15 protein-coding genes are annotated in these 16944 nt (G+C 68.5%); 10 read left to right on the forward strand and 5 right to left on the reverse strand.

Features of this window, described 5'->3' with window-relative positions:
• Window positions 1-8: 8 nt before the first annotated feature.
• Window positions 9-947 carry a carbohydrate ABC transporter permease gene (locus tag E0H50_RS09700; RefSeq protein WP_131495794.1) on the reverse strand — a complete coding sequence of 313 codons (939 nt, stop codon included), beginning with the start codon at window positions 945-947 and terminating at the stop codon, window positions 9-11.
• A gap of 4 nt (window positions 948-951) precedes the next feature.
• Window positions 952-2181 (reverse strand): sugar ABC transporter substrate-binding protein, encoded by a 1230-nt coding sequence (locus E0H50_RS09705; protein WP_131286297.1) that lies wholly within the window; start codon window positions 2179-2181, stop codon window positions 952-954.
• Between the two features lie 148 nt (window positions 2182-2329).
• Between E0H50_RS09705 and E0H50_RS09710 the strand changes: the two genes are divergently transcribed.
• Window positions 2330-3394, forward strand: a complete 1065-nt coding sequence (locus E0H50_RS09710; RefSeq protein WP_131286298.1) for a LacI family DNA-binding transcriptional regulator — start codon at window positions 2330-2332, stop codon at window positions 3392-3394.
• Here the strand turns inward: E0H50_RS09710 and ilvY are convergent.
• Window positions 3318-4199 (reverse strand): HTH-type transcriptional activator IlvY, encoded by an 882-nt coding sequence (gene ilvY / locus E0H50_RS09715; protein ID WP_131286299.1) that lies wholly within the window; start codon window positions 4197-4199, stop codon window positions 3318-3320. The two genes, E0H50_RS09710 and ilvY, sit on opposite strands and share 77 nt — an antisense overlap.
• 95 nt (window positions 4200-4294) lie before the next feature.
• Between ilvY and E0H50_RS09720 the strand changes: the two genes are divergently transcribed.
• Genes E0H50_RS09720 through E0H50_RS09730 form a run of 3 tightly spaced genes read left to right on the forward strand, consistent with a single transcriptional unit; the run spans window position 4295 to window position 7710 of the window.
• The gene (locus E0H50_RS09720) at window positions 4295-5803 is read left to right on the forward strand and encodes an alpha/beta hydrolase (RefSeq protein ID WP_131286300.1); all 1509 of its coding nucleotides are present in this window, start codon (window positions 4295-4297) and stop codon (window positions 5801-5803) included.
• Window positions 5804-5833: 30 nt separating this feature from the next.
• A complete protein-coding gene (locus E0H50_RS09725; RefSeq protein ID WP_131286301.1) occupies window positions 5834-7033 on the forward strand; it encodes a sensor histidine kinase in 1200 nt (399 codons plus the stop codon).
• A complete protein-coding gene (locus E0H50_RS09730) occupies window positions 7030-7710 on the forward strand; it encodes a response regulator (protein WP_131286302.1) in 681 nt (226 codons plus the stop codon). The genes E0H50_RS09725 and E0H50_RS09730 overlap by 4 nt, the downstream gene beginning before the upstream one ends.
• Here E0H50_RS09730 and E0H50_RS09735 read toward each other — a convergent pair.
• Window positions 7667-8518: a LacI family DNA-binding transcriptional regulator gene (locus tag E0H50_RS09735; RefSeq protein ID WP_131286303.1), complete on the reverse strand. Its 852-nt coding sequence runs from the start codon at window positions 8516-8518 to the stop codon at window positions 7667-7669. The two genes, E0H50_RS09730 and E0H50_RS09735, sit on opposite strands and share 44 nt — an antisense overlap.
• 73 nt (window positions 8519-8591) lie before the next feature.
• Here E0H50_RS09735 and E0H50_RS09740 point away from each other — a divergent pair, with 73 nt between their 5' ends.
• The 6 genes from E0H50_RS09740 (at window position 8592) to E0H50_RS09765 (ending at window position 15238) form a co-directional block, all read left to right on the forward strand.
• Window positions 8592-9800, forward strand: a complete 1209-nt coding sequence (locus E0H50_RS09740) for an ROK family transcriptional regulator (RefSeq protein ID WP_131286304.1) — start codon at window positions 8592-8594, stop codon at window positions 9798-9800.
• Between the two features lie 151 nt (window positions 9801-9951).
• Window positions 9952-11646, forward strand: a complete 1695-nt coding sequence (locus E0H50_RS09745) for an ABC transporter substrate-binding protein (protein WP_238150870.1) — start codon at window positions 9952-9954, stop codon at window positions 11644-11646.
• 13 nt (window positions 11647-11659) lie between these two features.
• Window positions 11660-12649, forward strand: coding sequence for an ABC transporter permease (locus E0H50_RS09750; RefSeq protein ID WP_131286305.1), 990 nt, complete (start codon window positions 11660-11662; stop codon window positions 12647-12649).
• An 11-nt stretch (window positions 12650-12660) separates the two neighbouring features.
• The gene (locus tag E0H50_RS09755) at window positions 12661-13578 is read left to right on the forward strand and encodes an ABC transporter permease (RefSeq protein WP_131286306.1); all 918 of its coding nucleotides are present in this window, start codon (window positions 12661-12663) and stop codon (window positions 13576-13578) included.
• Entirely contained in the window at window positions 13575-14438 is an 864-nt protein-coding gene (locus tag E0H50_RS09760; protein ID WP_131286307.1) for an ABC transporter ATP-binding protein, read from the forward strand. The genes E0H50_RS09755 and E0H50_RS09760 overlap by 4 nt, the downstream gene beginning before the upstream one ends.
• Window positions 14438-15238: an ABC transporter ATP-binding protein gene (locus E0H50_RS09765; RefSeq protein ID WP_131286308.1), complete on the forward strand. Its 801-nt coding sequence runs from the start codon at window positions 14438-14440 to the stop codon at window positions 15236-15238. The genes E0H50_RS09760 and E0H50_RS09765 overlap by 1 nt, the downstream gene beginning before the upstream one ends.
• A gap of 353 nt (window positions 15239-15591) precedes the next feature.
• On the opposite strand, the gene glmM is transcribed toward E0H50_RS09765, so the two are convergent.
• A complete protein-coding gene (gene glmM / locus E0H50_RS09770) occupies window positions 15592-16938 on the reverse strand; it encodes a phosphoglucosamine mutase (protein ID WP_131286309.1) in 1347 nt (448 codons plus the stop codon).
• Window positions 16939-16944 lie beyond the last annotated feature (6 nt).

Here is a 16944-nt window from a genome sequence, read left to right on the forward strand (position 1 = left end):
CCTTCCCCCTACTCGTCGACGGCACGGCGGGTGCCGCGCAGGTAGAAGATCGCGAACACGAACGAGATCGCGATCAGGATGTTGGACAGCGCCGCGCCCTGGCCGAACCGGAAGTCGACGAAGGACTTCTCGTACGACTGGGTCGCCAGCGTCTGGGTGGCATTGGCCGGTCCACCGCCGGTGAGGCCGAGGATGATGTCCAGGACCTTGATCGTGTAGACGACGCCGAGCATCAGCAGCACGCTCGCGACCGCCCGCAGGTTCGGCCAGGTGATGTACCAGAACGCTCGCCACCCGGTCGCGCCGTCCAGCTGGCCGGCCTCGTAGAGCTCGTCGGGGATCTCCGCGAGACCGGAGTACAGCAGGGTCACGTTGAACGGGATGCCGATCCAGATGTTCACGCCGATCACCGCGATCAGCGCGACCGACGGCGAGTTCAGCCACGGCACCGGATCGCCGATCAGGTGCAGCTTGAGCAGCGTGCGGTTCAGGATGCCGCTGTCCTGCTCGAGGATCGACCGCCAGGTCGCACTCGACACGATCAACGGCAGCAGCCACGGCAGCAGGAGCAGCGAACGCAACAGGCCGCTGAGCGGAAAACGGTTTCGGAAAAACAGTGCGAGCCCGAGTCCGATCGCGAACTGGAAGGCGATCGACCCGACCGTGAACAGCGCGGTGTTCAGCATCGCGTCCGAGAACAGCTTGTCCGTCACGACCGTGCTGTAGTTCTTCAGCCCGACCCACGGCGCGGCCCCGGTGAAGAACGTCTTCAGCCCGTAGTCCTGCAGGCTCATCAGCAGGTTCTTCACCACCGGGTAGCCGAACAGCGCCACCATCGCCACCACGGCCGGCAGCACGAACAGCACCTTGGTGAGGGACTCGCCGCGGTGGTGCCGGCCGCGAACCTTCTCGCGGCCGGCCACCGTCGTCCGTGTGAGCGTCACCATGCCGTCAGCCGCCGGAGGCCTGCTTGAAGGCATCCTGGGCCGAGGCCTTACCGGTCAGCGCCAGCTGGATCGCCTGGTAGATCACCTTCGCGGCATCCGGCCACTTGTCACCGAGCTTGCCGGTCCGGGCGCGGGCCGTCTTCACCTGCTCGGCGAACGCCTTCATCGACGGCACCTCCTTGGCGTACTGATCGAGCAGCGCGGTCTTGGTCGGAAGGGTGAACCGGGCCTTCGCCCAGGCCAGCTCGTTCTCGTCCGAGTTCAGGCACTTCACGAAGTCCGCGGCCTTCTGCTGCTTGGCCTGGTCCTTGTTCAGCGGGACCGTCCAGGCCTCACCGCCGAGCGGCGCGACCGGCGTCTGGTCCGGCTTGTTCAGCGGGAACGTGACCACGTCCCACTTGACGTTCGGGGTCTTCTCCAGCGCCGGGATCTGCCACGGGCCGTTCACCATCATCGCGGCCTTGCCGGCCGCGAACTGGTCCTTGGCGTCGCCCTGCGTCCAGTTGATGACGCTCTTCGACGCCGAGCCCGACTGCACCAGATCCACCCACAGCTGCAGGGCTTCCGCGACCTGCGGGCTGGTCAGATCGGTCTCGTCACCGCCGTTGGTCCACATCGCCGGCAGGAACTGCCAGGAACCTTCGTACGTCGCGTTGGCGTTGAACGCGATCCCGTACCGGCCGGGCTTGGTGAGCTTCTTGGCCGCGGCCTTCAGCTCCTCCCAGGTCTTCGGCGGCTGCACGCCGGCCTCGGCGAGCATGTCCTTGTTGTAGAACAGCGCGATCGTGTTCGTCACCGGCGCGAGTCCGTAGAGCTTGCCCTCGTACGACGTCGCGTCGACCATGCCCTGGATGACTCCGTCGGCGTTCAGCCCCATGTCGTTCAAGGGCGCGAGCGCTCCGGTCGCGGCGATCTGCTGTACGTCGGGGTTGTCGAGCATCAGCACGTCGGGCAGCGTCTTCGACGACGCCTGCTGCAGCACCTTCTGGATCAAGGTGTCACCAGGCACCGTCTCCCGCTGGATCGTGATGCCGAGCTTGGACGCGCAGGAGTCAAGTCCCTTTTGCACAAGGGACTTGTCCGGGTCGTTGTTGTAGTAGTCCAGGATCGTGAGGCTCTTGACGCTGTCGCCGGACGCGGACGACTGGTCGCCGCCGTTGTCACCGCAGGCGACCAGCAGGAGCGACACCGTCGTCGCACCCGCCAGCGCGGCGGCGATCCGCTTGCTGATCATGACATCGGACTCCTTCTAAGCGTTTAACCGAGGAACGTGGGGACTGCCGAGAAGCTTGTGAATTGTGCGGTAAACCGCTTAACTGAGGCGTTGAAGGACTATGTTCCGTACGTCACACCGCTGTCAAGAGTTCAGAGGGGGTCGATCGATGGTCACGATGAAAGACGTCGCTCAGCGGGCCGGGGTCTCGATCGCGACCGTCTCGTTCCTGCTGAACGACACCAAGCCGGTGACCGCGGCCACCCGGGCGCGGATCGAGCAGGCGATGCTCGACCTCGGCTACCGGCGCAACATGGTCGCTCGCGCGCTGGCCAGCAGGCGGACCCATATCGTCGCCATGGCGTACCCGGCGCTCGAGCACCGGTTCGGGATGTCGACGTCGGAGTTCTTCACCAGCGCGGCCGAGGCAGCGCGCAAGCAGGACTATCACCTGGTGCTGTGGCCGGTCGGCAACGACGGCGTCGAGCTCCGCGAGCTGCTGGGGCAGGGGCTGGTGGACGGCGTCGTCCTGATGGAAGTACAGCTGGACGACCCGCGGATCGACGTACTGCGGCAGTCCGGGACGCCCTTCGCGCTGATCGGGCGTACGACGGAGCTCGACGGGTTGTCGCATGTGGACATCGACTTCGACACCACGGTCGAGGACGCGGTCCGGCACCTGTATGAGCTCGGGCATCGCGAGCTGGCGCTGATCTCGGGTGATCTGGACGATCCCCGGTTCCACGACTACGGGCCCTGGGTCCGTACCGAGGAGGCGTACCGCCGGGTCGCCGCGTCGTACGACCTGCCGCTCAGGATCATCCCCTGCTCCGACACCACCCAGGCCGGCAAGGACGCCGCCGCGCGGGTGCTGACCGAGCACTCCGAGACCACCGCAATCCTGGTCCTCAACGAGTACGCCGCCCTGGGCGTCGTCGCCGGCCTCAAGCACACCGGTCACGACATCCCTGGCGACATCTCCGTCCTGTCCTTGCTGACGGTCCCCGAAACCGCGGCGATGGCCGATCCCGAACTCACCATGATGCGCACGCCTGGCCCGGAGCTTGGTCAGCTGGGCACGCAGGCCCTCTTGCGTCAGCTCGAAGGCGACGACCCGCTGCCGCCGCAGCTCATCCCCGCCAAGTTCTCCCCGGGCGCTACGGTCGCAGGTCCCAGAGCGCCGCGATCAAAGGGCGGTGCAGGTCGGCGCGGCGCGCGCAAAGCCCGATCGTGAGCGGTTCCAGGTCGGCCGGCAACTCGACGAGCTGATCGCGAACCGCGGACGACTCGAGCACGAGCCGCGGCACGACACCGGTCCCACACCCCAACGCCACCAGAGCAAGCAACGCCTCATGCCCATCCGGCTCCGCGGCGATCACCGGCTTCACGCCAGACCTCCGAAACCACCGAAACGCAGCTTCCCGAACCAGCCCCCGCGCCGGCACAACAAACGGCCCGTGGGACGGGGCTGTGGACGGCCCGTCGGATCCGGCGTCGGACTGCTTGTCGGACGGGCTCTCGCGGGCTCTCACCAGCACTAGGTCGGTGATGGCGACTGGTCGGCTCACCAAGGTTTGTGGGAGGCGCTTGGGGATGCCCGCGACCGCGGCGTCCACCTCGCCCTCATCCAAGCGGGCGAGGGCGGCGGCCGCGTCGCCGGTGCGGATGTCGAGCCGAATCTGCGGATGCGCAACCCGCAGCGGCGCCAGCAACTCCGGTAGCAACGTCTGGCAAGCCGTAACAGTCGCGAAGATCCGCAGCTCACCACTCAGCCCAGCAGGCTCACCAGATCCAGCCTGATACTCCGCCCACAACCCCAGCGCCTGCTCGGCGTACGCCGAGAACCGTCGCCCCTCCGCCGTCAGCACCACACCCCGCGGCCCACGATCAAGCAACTGCGCGCCAACCCGCGTCTCCAACCGCTGAATCGTCCGAGTCAACGTGGCCGCACTGACGTGACACTCCAGACTGGTGCGCCCGTAGTTGAGCGTCCGCGCCAAATGCAGGAACAACTCCAACTCACGATGCTCTGCGCTCACGCCCGGATTCACCTCTCTGGTCTCGTACTTTCGGCCATCCGAAATGGTCTGCGGATGGGTGTGCTCGACCAGTCGGCTCCCGAAAACTGGGAAACATGAGACGCACAGCCTTGACCTTGACCGTTGCTGTTGCCTCGCTGGCCACCGCCCTGCTCCCGGGAGTCTCGCAGGTAGGCGCCGCAGCATCGCAGGCGCAACCATCAGGCGGCATCGACTGGGGCAAATGCCCGGCGGACATCTCCCCGTTCCCGATCCCGGAAGGCATGCAGTGCGGCACGTTGAAGGTCCCGCTGGACTACCGCAAACCTGACGGCCGGACCATAGACATCGCTGTCTCCCGGCTGGCAAGCAAGAAGCCGGAGGCACGACGCGGTGTCCTGCTGACCAACCCGGGCGGCCCGAGCGCCGGTCAGGGCTACCCGGCCTTTCTCGTCACGGCCGGTCTGCCGCAGAGCGTCCTGGACAACTACGACGTGATCGGGTTCGATCCACGCGGCATCGGCAAGAGCACGCCGGTCACGTGCAACCTCACGTCATCGCAGCAGGCCACCGGCAACATTCCGCCGTACGCACGGAACTCCGCTGACGTGGCCAAACGGGCCGTCGAGATGAAGAAGGTGGCCGAACAGTGCGCCGCCTCGGAGTCGTCCTGGATGCTCCCACACGTCAGCACCGCCAACACGGCTCGTGACATGGACCGGATCCGTTCCGCGCTGGGCGAGTCGAAGATCTCGTACGCCGGCGCGTCCTGGGGCACGTACCTCGGCGCGGTGTACACCACGCTGTTCCCGCAGCGCAGCGACCGGATCGTGCTCGACAGCAACCTGGGACCGGGCGGCTGGGACTACCCGAGCGAGCGGCTGTGGTCGCGTGGCGTCGAGGACCGCTTCCCGGACTTCGCCAAGTTCGCCGCCGCCAACCACCGCGAGTACGGGCTGGGCCGGACGCTGGCACAGGTGACCGCCAAGTTCCACGAGCTGGCCGCGCGGCTGGACAAGTCGCCGGTCCCAACGCCCGACGGGCCCTTCGACGCGGTGACGTTCCGCCTGCTCAACTTCGGTCTTCTCTACGGCTCGGCGCAGCTGCCGATGCTGGCCGGCATCTGGAAGGCGCTGGACGCGAACCAGGCGCCGCCACCACTGCCGGGCGGCGGTACGGCGGAGGACCCGGAGGAGTTGATCTCCGGTCGCTACGCCATGATCTGCAACGACTCGCGCTGGCCGACCTCGGTCCAGACCTACCAGCGCAACGTCGCCGCCGACCGGATCCGGTATCCGCTGTTCGGCGCGGCCGGGGCCAACATCCAGCCTTGCGCGTTCTGGCCGGAGCCGACCGAGCCGCCGGTCCGCATCACCGACCGGGGGCCGTCGAACGTGCTCCTGGTGCAGAACCTGCGCGACCCGGCCACACCGCTGGCCGGCGCCGTGAAGATGCTGGGGGCCCTGGGCAACCGTGCCACGATGGTAACGGCCGACCAAGGCGGCCACGGCGTCTACCCGGCGGGCCGGAATCAGTGCGCGAAGTACGCGGTCACGACGTTCCTGACCACTGGCGAACGCCCGGAGCGCAGCTACCACTGCCCGGCCGAAGCAGAGCCTCGCTGACCCGGAGATGACAGAAAGGACGATGACTCGGTGATCCTCACCACCAACAGACTGGTGCGCCGCGGCCTGTTCGTCACCGAGGTCCTCGTCCTGGTCGGCCTGAACACCGAGCACGTCGTACGACGTCTCGTCCTGGACGGATCGCCGCCGGCGGGCGAGGTCCTGTACTCCTGCGCGGGTGTGGCGATCGGAGCGCTCGCGCTGCTCCGACGACGCTTGCCCGGACGGCTCGCACAGCTCGCACAGCTCGCGACGGCCGCGATCGCACTGTCCCTGCTGTGCAGCCTCGCCGGTTTCCTCACGAAGCCGGGCGGGGAGCTCGCCGGTGATGCGGAGACACTCGCCCTGATTCTGCTGGTCGGCGCGAGCTGCCACCGGCTGGGGCCGCGCGCAGCCGGTGCGATCGCGGTGTTCGGCGGGGTGGCCGCCGTCCTCGCGCCCGTGCTGCGGTACGGCGGAGACTCGGTCAGCCTCACCGTCGCGGTCTTCTGGGCCTTGTTGTGGGGCAGCGGTGTCGCAGTCGGTCTGATCCTGCGCGATGGCGAAGCCCGCCGCGAGGCCGCGCAACTGGCCGCCCGGAACCGGGAACGGATCGCGCTCGCCCAAGAGCTGCACGACCTGGTGGCGCACCACATCACAGGGGTTGTGGTGCGCACGCAGGCGGCACAGGTGGTACTCGCCGACGGCACGGAGCGGGAGTTGCTCCAAGAGATCGAGCGGGCCGGAGCCGATGCGCTCGGCGCCGTACGACGGCTGGTGATGGTGCTGCGCAGTCCGGAGCAGCAACTGCCGCTCACCGCCGGGACTCTGGTGGAGACCATCGAGGCCAGCGTCGACGGGGACGAGGCCGTCACCTTGCGGTTGGCGTCCCAGCTCGCGGACGTCGAGGTGGCTCCGGAGACGGTGTCGACGGTGCACCGCGTCCTGCTCGAATCCTTGACCAACGTACGCAAGCACGCGCCGGACGCGCGCCAGATCACGGTCACGGTGGAGCCGTCCGCCGACACCGGCCGGCGGTACCTGCGGGTCGAGGTGCGCAACGACGGGGCTCGGCAGGGTCGAAGCCGCCACCGCAACGCGGACGGCTACGGACTGATCGGAATGGGCGAGCGGATCGACGCGCTGGACGGAAGGCTGACCGTCGGGGAACACGGCGAGCACGAATGGCGGGTCCTGGCCGAACTGCCCCTCCCCGGTGGCATCGGACCGGAAGGGAGAACAACACCATGACGGTGCGAGTCCTGCTCGCCGACGACCAGGCCATGGTCCGTACGGGATTCCGGCTGATCCTCGAACGGGAGCCCGATATCGAGGTCGCCGGAGAGGCCGAGGACGGGCGGCGTGCGGTGGAGCTGGCCCGGGAGCTGCGTCCCGACGTCACGCTGATGGACATCCGGATGCCGCTGATGGACGGCCTGGCCGCGACCCGGCTGCTGGCCGGTCCCGAGGTCGCCGACCCGCTGCGGGTGCTCGTCGTGACGACGTTCGACCTCGACGAACTCGTCCACGAGGCACTCCGCTCGGGCGCCCGTGGATTCCTGCTGAAGGACGCCGGGCCGAGGCTGCTGGTGGAGGCGGTGCATGCCGCGGCCAACGGCGATGCGCTCGTGTCGCCGTCGATCACAACCCGGCTGCTGGCCCATTTCAGTACCGCCGGCCGCCGTCCGCGCCGCCCCGAACCTGCGCTGACCGACCGCGAACTGGCCGCCGTCAAGGCCGTCGCCCGGGGCCGCACCAACGCCGAGATCAGCGCGGAGCTGACGATCTCGCTGTCCACCGTCAAGTCGCATCTGGCCGCGGTTCAGCGCAAGATCGCCGCCCGCAACCGGACCGAGATCGCTGTGTGGGCGTGGGAATCCGGCCTCATGTCCCCGGCTCCGCGGTCGACCGGTCGAGGCGGATCGTAGGCTTCGGCACCTGGTACGTCGTGACGCCGCCGCCGTGCATGACGGTGAGGATCGCTTCGCCGACGATCGTGCCGAGGCCGTGGACGTCGACCGTCACGACGCTCAACGGCGGATGCGCCAACCGGGCGACCGCCGTGTCGTCCCAGGCGATCACGGACAACTGCTCGGGGATCCGAACGCCCAGGTCCTTGGCCGCGGCGAGGCCGCCGATCGCCATCAGGTCGTTGTCATACACAACGGCCGTCGGGACCTGGCTGCCGGTCAGCAGCTGCCGGGTCGCCTCCCGGCCGGCGTCCTCGGAGTAGTCGCCTTCGATGACCCGCCCCTGTACGTCCCGCTCGGCGCACGTCTCCATGAACGCGTCGTCGCGGGCTTGGCAGTGCAGCATGTCCCGCGGCCCGCTGACCCGCGCGATGTCGCGATGCCCGAGATCCGCGAGCGCGCGAACGGCCGCCCGGGCGCCCTCGGCGTTGTCGACGAGCACGTTGGTGATCGGCACCTCGAGTTCCGGCCCGCCGAGCAGGACCGCCGGCACTCCCAGCCGCTCGAGCTCGGCAAGCCGCGCGTCCTGCGCCCGGAGGTCGACCATGACGATGCCGTCGACGTGGTCGTTGGCCACCCAGCGCTGCCAGATCGCGATCTCGTCGGCGATATCGGCCGCGAACTCGATCAGCAGACTCACCCGCCGCCCGACGAAGACCTCCTCGATCCCCTGCACGACGTCGGCCATGAACGGCTCCATCCCGAGCAACCGCCCGGGACGCGCCAGCACCAGCCCGGCGATCCGCTCCCGCGTCACGTCCTGCATAGACTCCCCTCCAAGGCCACCGAAGCCACTATATTCACAGACCTAACAAACTCAGCAGAGAGCGGATGTCCCGATGCAGCGGGTCAGCGACACGTCGCGATCACCGGGTTACGACCCGGCACCGACGAACAGCCGTGCCCTCATTGTGGACAGCATCCGCTCCGCGGGCACGGTCAGCCGGGTGGAACTCACCCAGATCACCGGCCTCACCGCCCCTTCGGTCACCACGCTGGTCCGGCGGCTGATCGACGACGGCCTGGTCGACGAGGCCGGTCGCGGCTCGTCCACCGGTGGCAAGCCTCGCACGATGCTGCGGATCAGGGCGGCAGCGCGGTACGTCGTCGGCGTACATCTGAGCGCCGACAGCCTGACGTACGTGCTGGTCGACTACGCCGGCGCCGTCGTGGCCCGCTGGCGGCGCGCCGGGCCGGGCGACGACAGCGATCCGGAGCAGGTCGTGGAGCGGATCGCGGCCGAGACCACCGAGCTGATCGAGCGTTCGGGTATCGATGCGTCGCTCGTCCTCGGGCTCGGCTTCGTGTGTCCCGGGCCGCTGATCCGCAACCGCGGCGTCACGTCCGCGCCGCCGTCGATGACGCGCTGGGTCGGGTTCCCGATCCATCGCCGGCTGGAGGAACGGCTCGGCCTGCCCGCACTGCTGGAGAACGACGCGACCGCGGCCGCCGCGGGCACCCGGCTCACCACCAGCCACGACGTCTCGGTGATGGCCGCGCTGTTCATGAGCGAGGGCATCGGATCCGGCCTGCGGCTGAACGGCAACGTCTACCAGGGCGCCCACGGCAACGCCGGCGAGGTCGGGCACATCTGCGTCCAGATCGGCGGGCCGCAGTGCTGGTGCGGGAGCACCGGCTGCCTGGAGGCGATCGCCGGTCCCGCCACGGTCGTCGCCAAGGCCCGCGCGGCGGGGCTCGACCTCGGATCGCCACGCCGTACCGGGGTCGCGGCGTTCGCCGCCATCGCCCGGCTGGCGCTGACCGGGGACTCCCGGGCCGAGGCGATCCTGCGGGACTCCGCGTCCTGGCTCGCGCTCGGCGCGCAGACGATCACCAACATGTACGACGTCCAGCTGCTGGTGCTGACCGGGCCGGCGTTCGCCGTCGCCGGGACGATCTACCTGCCGGTCATCCAGGAGCGGATCCTGAGCTCCTCGTTCGGGCGCGCCGTGAACACCGAAGTGGTGCTCGACGAGCGCGGACACGACGCCGCCGCCATCGGCGCGGCCCTGATGATGCTCCGCTCCGAGCGCGCGATCTCTGCCTGACTTGGCACCCTTCGCAGTCGAACCGTTACTGGGCTAGCTCTTGCGCCTTGTTTATTAGGCGAACTAAGTTACGGCCAGCTTCCCTGGCGGCTGCCGGGTGACGCGTTTCGAGGACCGCGTTCGCGCCGGTCGTGCCGAGAGGATCCAATCGATGCCCCAGAACCCGATGAACCGAGCGAGGGCGCGGCGCCTGGTGGGCGCCGTCGCCGCCGCGACCGCCACCGCACTCCTGCTCGCCGCCTGCGAAGGCGCCGCGGCCGGCAACCAGCCCGCCGCCAAGGACGCCTCGATCACCGTCGCGGCCGGTGACATCACCACCGAGAACTTCAACCCGTTCAGCAGCACCGCGCTGCAGCCGACGCTGGGCGTCATCTACGAGCCGCTGTACTGGTACAACTTCGCGAAGCAGTCCGACCCGACGCCGGTCCTCGCCTCGGGCTTCTCGTGGAACGCCGCCGGCACCGAGCTGACCATCAAGACCCGGCACGACGTGAAGTGGAACGACGGCCAGCCGTTCACCGCCAAGGATGTCGCTTTCACGTTCAACCTGGTCGCGAAGACCCCGGCGCTGAACCCGTCCGGTCTCGCCGCGACCGCGAAGGCCACGTCGGACGACACCGCCGTACTGACCTTCAAGTCGAAGTCCTTCATGCAGGAGCCGGCCGTGCTCGCCAACCAGGCGATCGTGCCCGAGCACATCTGGAAGGACATCAAGGACCCGACGACGGACCTCAACAAGAACCCGGTCGGCACCGGCCCGTTCAAGGTGAAGTCGTACACGCCGCAGAGCTTCGTGCTGACGAAGAACGACCAGTACTGGGAGGCGGGCAAGCCCACCATCAAGGAGGTGCGCTACCTGCCGGTGACGTCCGCCGACGCCGCCAGCGCCGCTCTGGTCGCGGGCAAGGTCGACTGGGCCAGCGCGTACCTGCCCGGCATCGACAACATCATGAAGTCCGGCAAGAACCTGACCTATGTGAACACCCCCGTGATGACGACCGTCGTCGTGACCTGCTCCAACGCCGCCCTCGGGTGCGCCGGGCCGCAGACCGACCCGGCCGTCCGCAAGGCGATCTACCTGGCGATGAACCGCGAACAGCTCGCGAAGCTGGCCGGCGGTGGCGTCGCGGGCGTCGGCTCGCCGACGATGCTGCTCCCGGGCCGCGACGACAGCTGGATCGCGGACGCCGGTACGGCGAAACTCCCGCAGAGCGCGAACGCGGAAGAGGCGGGCAAGCTCCTCGATGCGGCCGGGTGGACGAAGGGCAGTGACGGCGTACGGGCGAAGGACGGCAAGCGGCTGTCGCTGACCGTCCAGACCGTCACCGGGTGGAGCGACTACATCCTGATCAACGACACGCTCAAGCAGCAGCTGGCCGCGGTCGGCATCGAGCTCAAGCCCAGTCAGGTGTCCTGGAACGAGTGGAACGCCGCCCAGACCAACGGCAAGTTCCAGCTGTCGCTCGACTCCGTCGGCCTCGGCGCGTCCACGAACCCGTACTTCACCTACGACAGCAAGCTCGCCACGACGAACACCGCACCGGTCGGCAAGTCCGCGTCGGCCGGTAACCAGTCCCGGTTCTCGAACCCGGCGGTCGACGCCGCGCTCAAGACGGCCGCCGGTACCACGGACCAGGCCGCGCAGAAGGTGGAGTACGCGAAGATCCAGTCGATCATCGCCGACCAGCTGCCCTACATCCCGGTCTACGTGAACTCGATGCTCACCGAGTTCAACACCTCGCGCGCGACCGGCTGGCCGACCAAGGACAACCTGTACGTCCTGCCCGCCGCGTGGAAGGCCTGGGACGCAGGCATCGTCCTCAAGACGATCAAGCCCGCCAGCTGAGCCCGGGCCGGCTGTGCGCTACCTGCTGCGGAAACTCGCCTTCTACGTGGTCGCCCTCTGGGCGGCCCTGACGCTGAACTTCCTGGTTCCCCGCCTGATGCCGGGGAACCCGGTCGACCTGATGCTGTCCAAGCTCGCGACCAAGGGACCGGTCACGCCGACCACCCGGACCGCGATCGAGGCACTGCTCGGCACGGACACGCACTCGTCGCTGTGGAGTCAGTACTGGACCTACCTGCACCACCTGGTCACCGGCGACCTCGGTACGTCGATCGCGTACTTCCCGGCGCCGGTGTCCCAGGTCATCGGCCAGACGCTGCCCTGGACCGTGGGCCTGATCGGTCTCGCGACGGTGATCTCGTTCGCGATCGGAATCCTGCTGGGACGCGCCGCCGGCTGGCGGCGCGGTTCCTGGGTCGACAACCTGATCCCGGTCACCACGATGCTGCAGTCGGTGCCGTACTTCTGGCTCGCGCTGCTGCTGCTCTTCCTGCTCGGCAGCACCTGGCCGGTGTTCCCGCTCAGCGGCGGGTACGACGTGTACTCCGTGACGCCGGGCTGGAGCCTTCCGTTCGCGCAGTCCGTGCTGTACCACGGAGCCCTGCCGGCGTTGACGATCGTCATCTCGTCGGTCGGCGGCTGGATGCTCGGGATGCGGAACATGATGGTCTCGACGATGTCCGAGGACTTCGTCGTGACCGCCGAGGCGAAAGGCCTGACACCGCGCCGGATCCGGTCCCGGTACGTGGCCCGGAACGCGGTCCTGCCGTCCATCTCCGGGTTCGCGATCTCGCTGGGTTTCGTGGTCGCCGGCTCGATCGTCACCGAGGCGGTGTTCTCCTACCCGGGGATCGGCTCCGCGCTTCTGCTTGCTGTCGGCAACAACGACTACGCGCTGATGCAGGGCGTCTTCCTGATCATCACGCTCGCGGTCCTCGGCGCGAACCTGCTCGTCGACCTCCTGTACGGCGTCATCGACCCCCGCACCCGTGCGCGGTCCTGAGGAAGGGCTCTATGGCTATCACCACTGAAGGGGCCGCCGCCGTGCAGGAATCGGCGCCGGTCCGCCGCCGGTCCCTGCCGCCGATGACCGTCAAGCTGGCCGTCGGGCTGGGCATCGCCGGCCTGATCATCCTGTTCGGCGTACTCGGTCCGCTGCTCGTCGGCGATCCGTCGACGGTCCGCGACGTCGGCCTGACCGGACCGGGGAACGGTTTCCTGCTCGGCACCACGCAGAGCGGACAGGACGTGTTCGCCCAGCTCGCGTACGCCACCCGCGGTTCGCTGATCATCGGCGTCGTGGTCGGTGCGATCACGTTGCTGCTGTCGTCGTTCTTCGGCATCGTCGGCGCGTTCGTCGGCGGCTGGACCGACGAGGCGTTCTCGCTGTTCACCAACATCATGCTGGTGATTCCCGGTCTGCCGCTGGTGATCGTGATCTCCAGCTATGTGCCGAACAAGTCGATCTGGCTGGTGGCCGCGGTCCTCGCGATCACCAGCTGGGCCGGGTCCGCGCGCGTCCTGCGCGGTTTCACCCTCAGCGTGCGCAGCCGCGACTACGTCCTCGCGGCCCGGATCGGCGGCGAGAAGCGCTGGCGGATCCTGCTCGTCGAGATCCTGCCGAACCTGATCCCGCTGCTCGCGTCGCAGGTCGTGTTCGCGGTCATCTTCGCGATCCTCGGCGAGGCGGGCCTGTCGTTCCTCGGGCTCGGCGCGTCCGGCTCGTTCACCTGGGGCACGATGCTCTTCTACGCCCAGAACGGGCTGGCGCTCCGGCTCGGTGCCTGGTGGTGGTTCGCGCCGCCCGGCCTCGCGATCGCGCTGTTCGGCGCGGCGCTGTCGCTGATCAACTTCTCGATCGACGAGATCATCAACCCGAAGCTGCGTTCACAGACGCGTGCCGAGCGCAACAAGTGGAGCGTGAAAGCATGAGTGTGCTGAGTATCGAGAACCTGAGCATCGACTACCGCGCCGAGACGACCGTCCACGCCGTACGCGAGGTCTCTCTCACCCTGGAACGCGGCGAGATCCTCGGCCTGGCTGGTGAGAGCGGCTGCGGGAAGTCGACGCTGGCGTACGCGATCACCCGTCTGCTCAAGCCGCCGGCGGCGATCACCGGCGGGCGCGTCGTCTTCTCGTCTCGCGAGGGGTACGACATCGACCTGTCGTCGCTGGCCGGCGACGATCTGCGGGCGTTCCGCTGGGACAAGATCGCAATGGTCTTCCAGGGCGCGATGAACTCGCTCAATCCGGTACTACGGATCTCCGAGCAGCTCGAAGACGTGTTCATCACGCATCGTCCCGAGCTGAGCAAGGCGGATCGCCGGGCCCGCTGCGCCGACCTGCTCGAACGGGTCGGCGTCGACCGGGACCGGCTCCGCGCCTACCCGCACGAACTGTCCGGGGGCATGCGGCAGCGGGTGATGATCGCGATGGCGCTGGCGCTCGAGCCGCAGGTGCTGATCATGGACGAGCCGACCACCGCGCTCGACGTGGTCGTGCAGCGGGAGATCCTCCGGGAGATCACCCGGCTCCGCTCGGAGCTGGGGTTCGCGGTCGTCTTCATCACCCACGACCTGCCGCTGCTGCTCGAGATCAGCGACCGGATCGCGGTGATGCGGGCCGGGCTGATCGTCGAACTGGACGACGCGCTGACGCTCTACACGAAGCCCAAACACCCGTACACGAAGCGATTGCTGTCGTCCTTCCCCAGCCTGACCGGTGAGCGCGGCGGCTTCGTACGAACCGGCGAGATCGCACTCGAAGAGACTGATCAGACGGTGGAGGCTTGATGAGCGTCCTGGAAATGCGCGACGTCGTGAAGGAGTACCGGCTGCGCAACGGTCTGCGGACCACGCGGCTGCGCGCCGTCGACACGGTGAGCTTCGAACTGACACCGGGCCGGACGATCGCGCTGGTCGGCCAGTCCGGGTCGGGCAAGTCGACGATCGCCAAGTTGCTGATGCAGCTCGAACGGCCGACGTCCGGAGCGATCCTCGTCGACGGCGAACCGATGCAGTACCACGGTGCGCGCGCGGCGGCGTACCGGAAGGCTGTGCAGATGGTGTTCCAGGACCCGTTCGCGTCGCTGAACCCGTACCACACGATCAGCCATCACCTGGAGCGTCCGGTGAAGCTCCACCACCCGGACTTCACCCGTTCGCAGGTTGAGGAGCGGGTACTGGAACTGCTCCGCCGCGTCCGCCTCGACGAGGACTTCGTGCACCGCAAACCGCACGAACTCTCCGGCGGCCAGCGCCAGCGTGTCGCCATCGCCCGCGCCCTCGCGCCCGAACCGGCGATCCTGGTCGCCGACGAACCGGTCTCGATGCTCGACGTCTCGATCCGCCTGGGCGTCCTCAACCTCCTCGCCACCCTCCAGCGCGAGGAGAACCTGGGCGTCCTCTACATCACCCACGACCTCGCCACCGCCCGCCACTTCAGCGACGAAATCATGGTGCTGTACCACGGCCAGGTCGTCGAACAGGGCCCCGCCGACGACGTGATCCTCAACCCGCAGCACGAGTACACCCAGCTCCTCGCCGAAGCCGCCCCCGCCCCAGAACGCCGCCTGACCGAACTCGGCCCGTAAACAACAAGCGGACCGTCGGACCTGGCGCGATCGGCAGCTCGACAGGATGTGTCGGGTGGCCGGGTAGTGCACCAGAGCGTTAACGCGCCCGCGCGTACAGCGTCCCACCGGTGCACTACCTGTCGAGCTGCAGATCACCCCGCGAACACCCACCCTCCGCCACACGAGGGGATATCCCCTGGTGTTGTGGGTTCTCCCCTCGCACACCAACGGAGAAGGCACAACACGAAGGGATATCCCCTCGTGTGCGGGGGCTCCGGTCGCGCTCGGTCGGCGCCGAAGGGCCGCTCTCTGCCAGCCCTGAAGACAAGTACGCCGGACAGCCAGGTGGCTGCCGGCGTACTTGTACGTCGTCAGAGCTTCAGTGCGGAAGCGACCACGTCCGCGAGGGCGTGGGCGATCTCGTCGGCCGTGTCCGAGGACTCGGCTTCGACCATGACCCGGACCAACGGCTCGGTGCCGGACGGGCGGAGCAGGACCCGGCCGGAGTCACCCAGGCGCGTGGTGGCCTCGGTGACCGCGGACTGCACCGCGGGGTCGGTACCCGCGCGGGACTTGTCGACGTTCTTCACGTTGACCAGGACCTGCGGGAGGCGGGTCATCGCACCGGCCAGATCGGCCAGGCTCTTCCCCGTCTGGGCGACCCGGGAGAGCAGCATGACCGCGGTCAGCGTGCCGTCGCCGGTGGTCGCGTGATCGGACAGGATCACGTGCCCGGACTGCTCACCGCCGAGCTTGTGGCCGCCGGCCTTCATCGCCTCGAGCACGTACCGGTCGCCGACCTTGGTCTGCTCGACCGCGATCCGCTCCCGGACCATCGCCTGCACGAAGCCCAGGTTGCTCATCACGGTCGCGACCACGGTGTCGTTCGACAACCGGCCGCTGTCCCGCATCGCCAGCGCCAGGATCGCGAGGATCTGGTCGCCGTCGACGAGCTCGCCGTTCGCGTCCACCGCCAGGCAGCGGTCCGCGTCGCCGTCGAGCGCGATGCCGACATCGGCGCGGTGCCCGACGACCTCACGCTGCAGACCCTCGATATGCGTGGATCCGCAGTTCAGGTTGATGTTCAGCCCGTCCGGGGCGGCGGCGACCGTGATCACCTCGGCGCCGAGCCGGCGCAGTGCCTCCGGCGCGGTCTGCGAGGCGGCGCCGTTCGCGCAGTCGATCACGACCTTGAGACCGTCGAACCGGTTCGGCGCCGAGCGGACCAGGTGCGAGACATACGTCTCGAAACCCTGCCCGTCGTCGGTCACCCGGCCGACGGACGCGCCGGTCGGGCGCTGCCACTCCTCGTTCATCCGGGCCTCGATGGCGTCCTCGATGACGTCGTCGAGCTTGATCCCGCCGCGGGCCAGGAACTTGATGCCGTTGTCCGGCATCGGGTTGTGGCTCGCGGACAGCATCACGCCGAGATCGGCGCCGGTCGAACCGGTCAGATGCGCTACGGCCGGGGTCGGCAGTACGCCGAGCCGGACCACGTCGACGCCGGCGCTGGCCAGACCGGCCACCACGGCAGCTTCCAGGAACTCACCACTGGCACGCGGATCCCGGCCCACAACGGCGCGTGGCCGGTGCCCTTCGAAGGCACCGGCCTCGCCGAGTACGTGAGCTGCCGCGACCGAGAGGTCGAGCGCCAGCTCCGCGGTCAGGTCCACGTTCGCCAGGCCACGGACTCCGTCCGTGCCGAACAAACGCCCCATCAGGTG

Origin of the sequence: Kribbella sindirgiensis (assembly GCF_004331435.1) — a bacterium.
GTDB classification, from domain to species: Bacteria; Actinomycetota; Actinomycetes; order Propionibacteriales; family Kribbellaceae; genus Kribbella; species Kribbella sindirgiensis.

Excerpts from the sequence above, each read along its gene's own strand:
- E0H50_RS09700 (WP_131495794.1), bottom strand. The coding sequence starts at position 947 with ATGGTGACGCTCACACGGACGACGGTGGCCGGCCGCGAGAAGGTTCGC.
- E0H50_RS09705 (WP_131286297.1), bottom strand. The coding sequence starts at position 2,181 with ATGATCAGCAAGCGGATCGCCGCCGCGCTGGCGGGTGCGACGACGGTG.
- E0H50_RS09710 (WP_131286298.1), top strand. The coding sequence starts at position 2,330 with ATGGTCACGATGAAAGACGTCGCTCAGCGGGCCGGGGTCTCGATCGCG.
- E0H50_RS09720 (WP_131286300.1), top strand. The coding sequence starts at position 4,295 with ATGAGACGCACAGCCTTGACCTTGACCGTTGCTGTTGCCTCGCTGGCC.
- E0H50_RS09730 (WP_131286302.1), top strand. The coding sequence starts at position 7,030 with ATGACGGTGCGAGTCCTGCTCGCCGACGACCAGGCCATGGTCCGTACG.
- E0H50_RS09735 (WP_131286303.1), bottom strand. The coding sequence starts at position 8,518 with ATGCAGGACGTGACGCGGGAGCGGATCGCCGGGCTGGTGCTGGCGCGT.
- E0H50_RS09740 (WP_131286304.1), top strand. The coding sequence starts at position 8,592 with ATGCAGCGGGTCAGCGACACGTCGCGATCACCGGGTTACGACCCGGCA.
- E0H50_RS09745 (WP_238150870.1), top strand. The coding sequence starts at position 9,952 with ATGCCCCAGAACCCGATGAACCGAGCGAGGGCGCGGCGCCTGGTGGGC.
- E0H50_RS09755 (WP_131286306.1), top strand. The coding sequence starts at position 12,661 with ATGGCTATCACCACTGAAGGGGCCGCCGCCGTGCAGGAATCGGCGCCG.
- E0H50_RS09760 (WP_131286307.1), top strand. The coding sequence starts at position 13,575 with ATGAGTGTGCTGAGTATCGAGAACCTGAGCATCGACTACCGCGCCGAG.
- E0H50_RS09765 (WP_131286308.1), top strand. The coding sequence starts at position 14,438 with ATGAGCGTCCTGGAAATGCGCGACGTCGTGAAGGAGTACCGGCTGCGC.
- glmM (WP_131286309.1), bottom strand. The coding sequence starts at position 16,938 with ATGGGGCGTTTGTTCGGCACGGACGGAGTCCGTGGCCTGGCGAACGTG.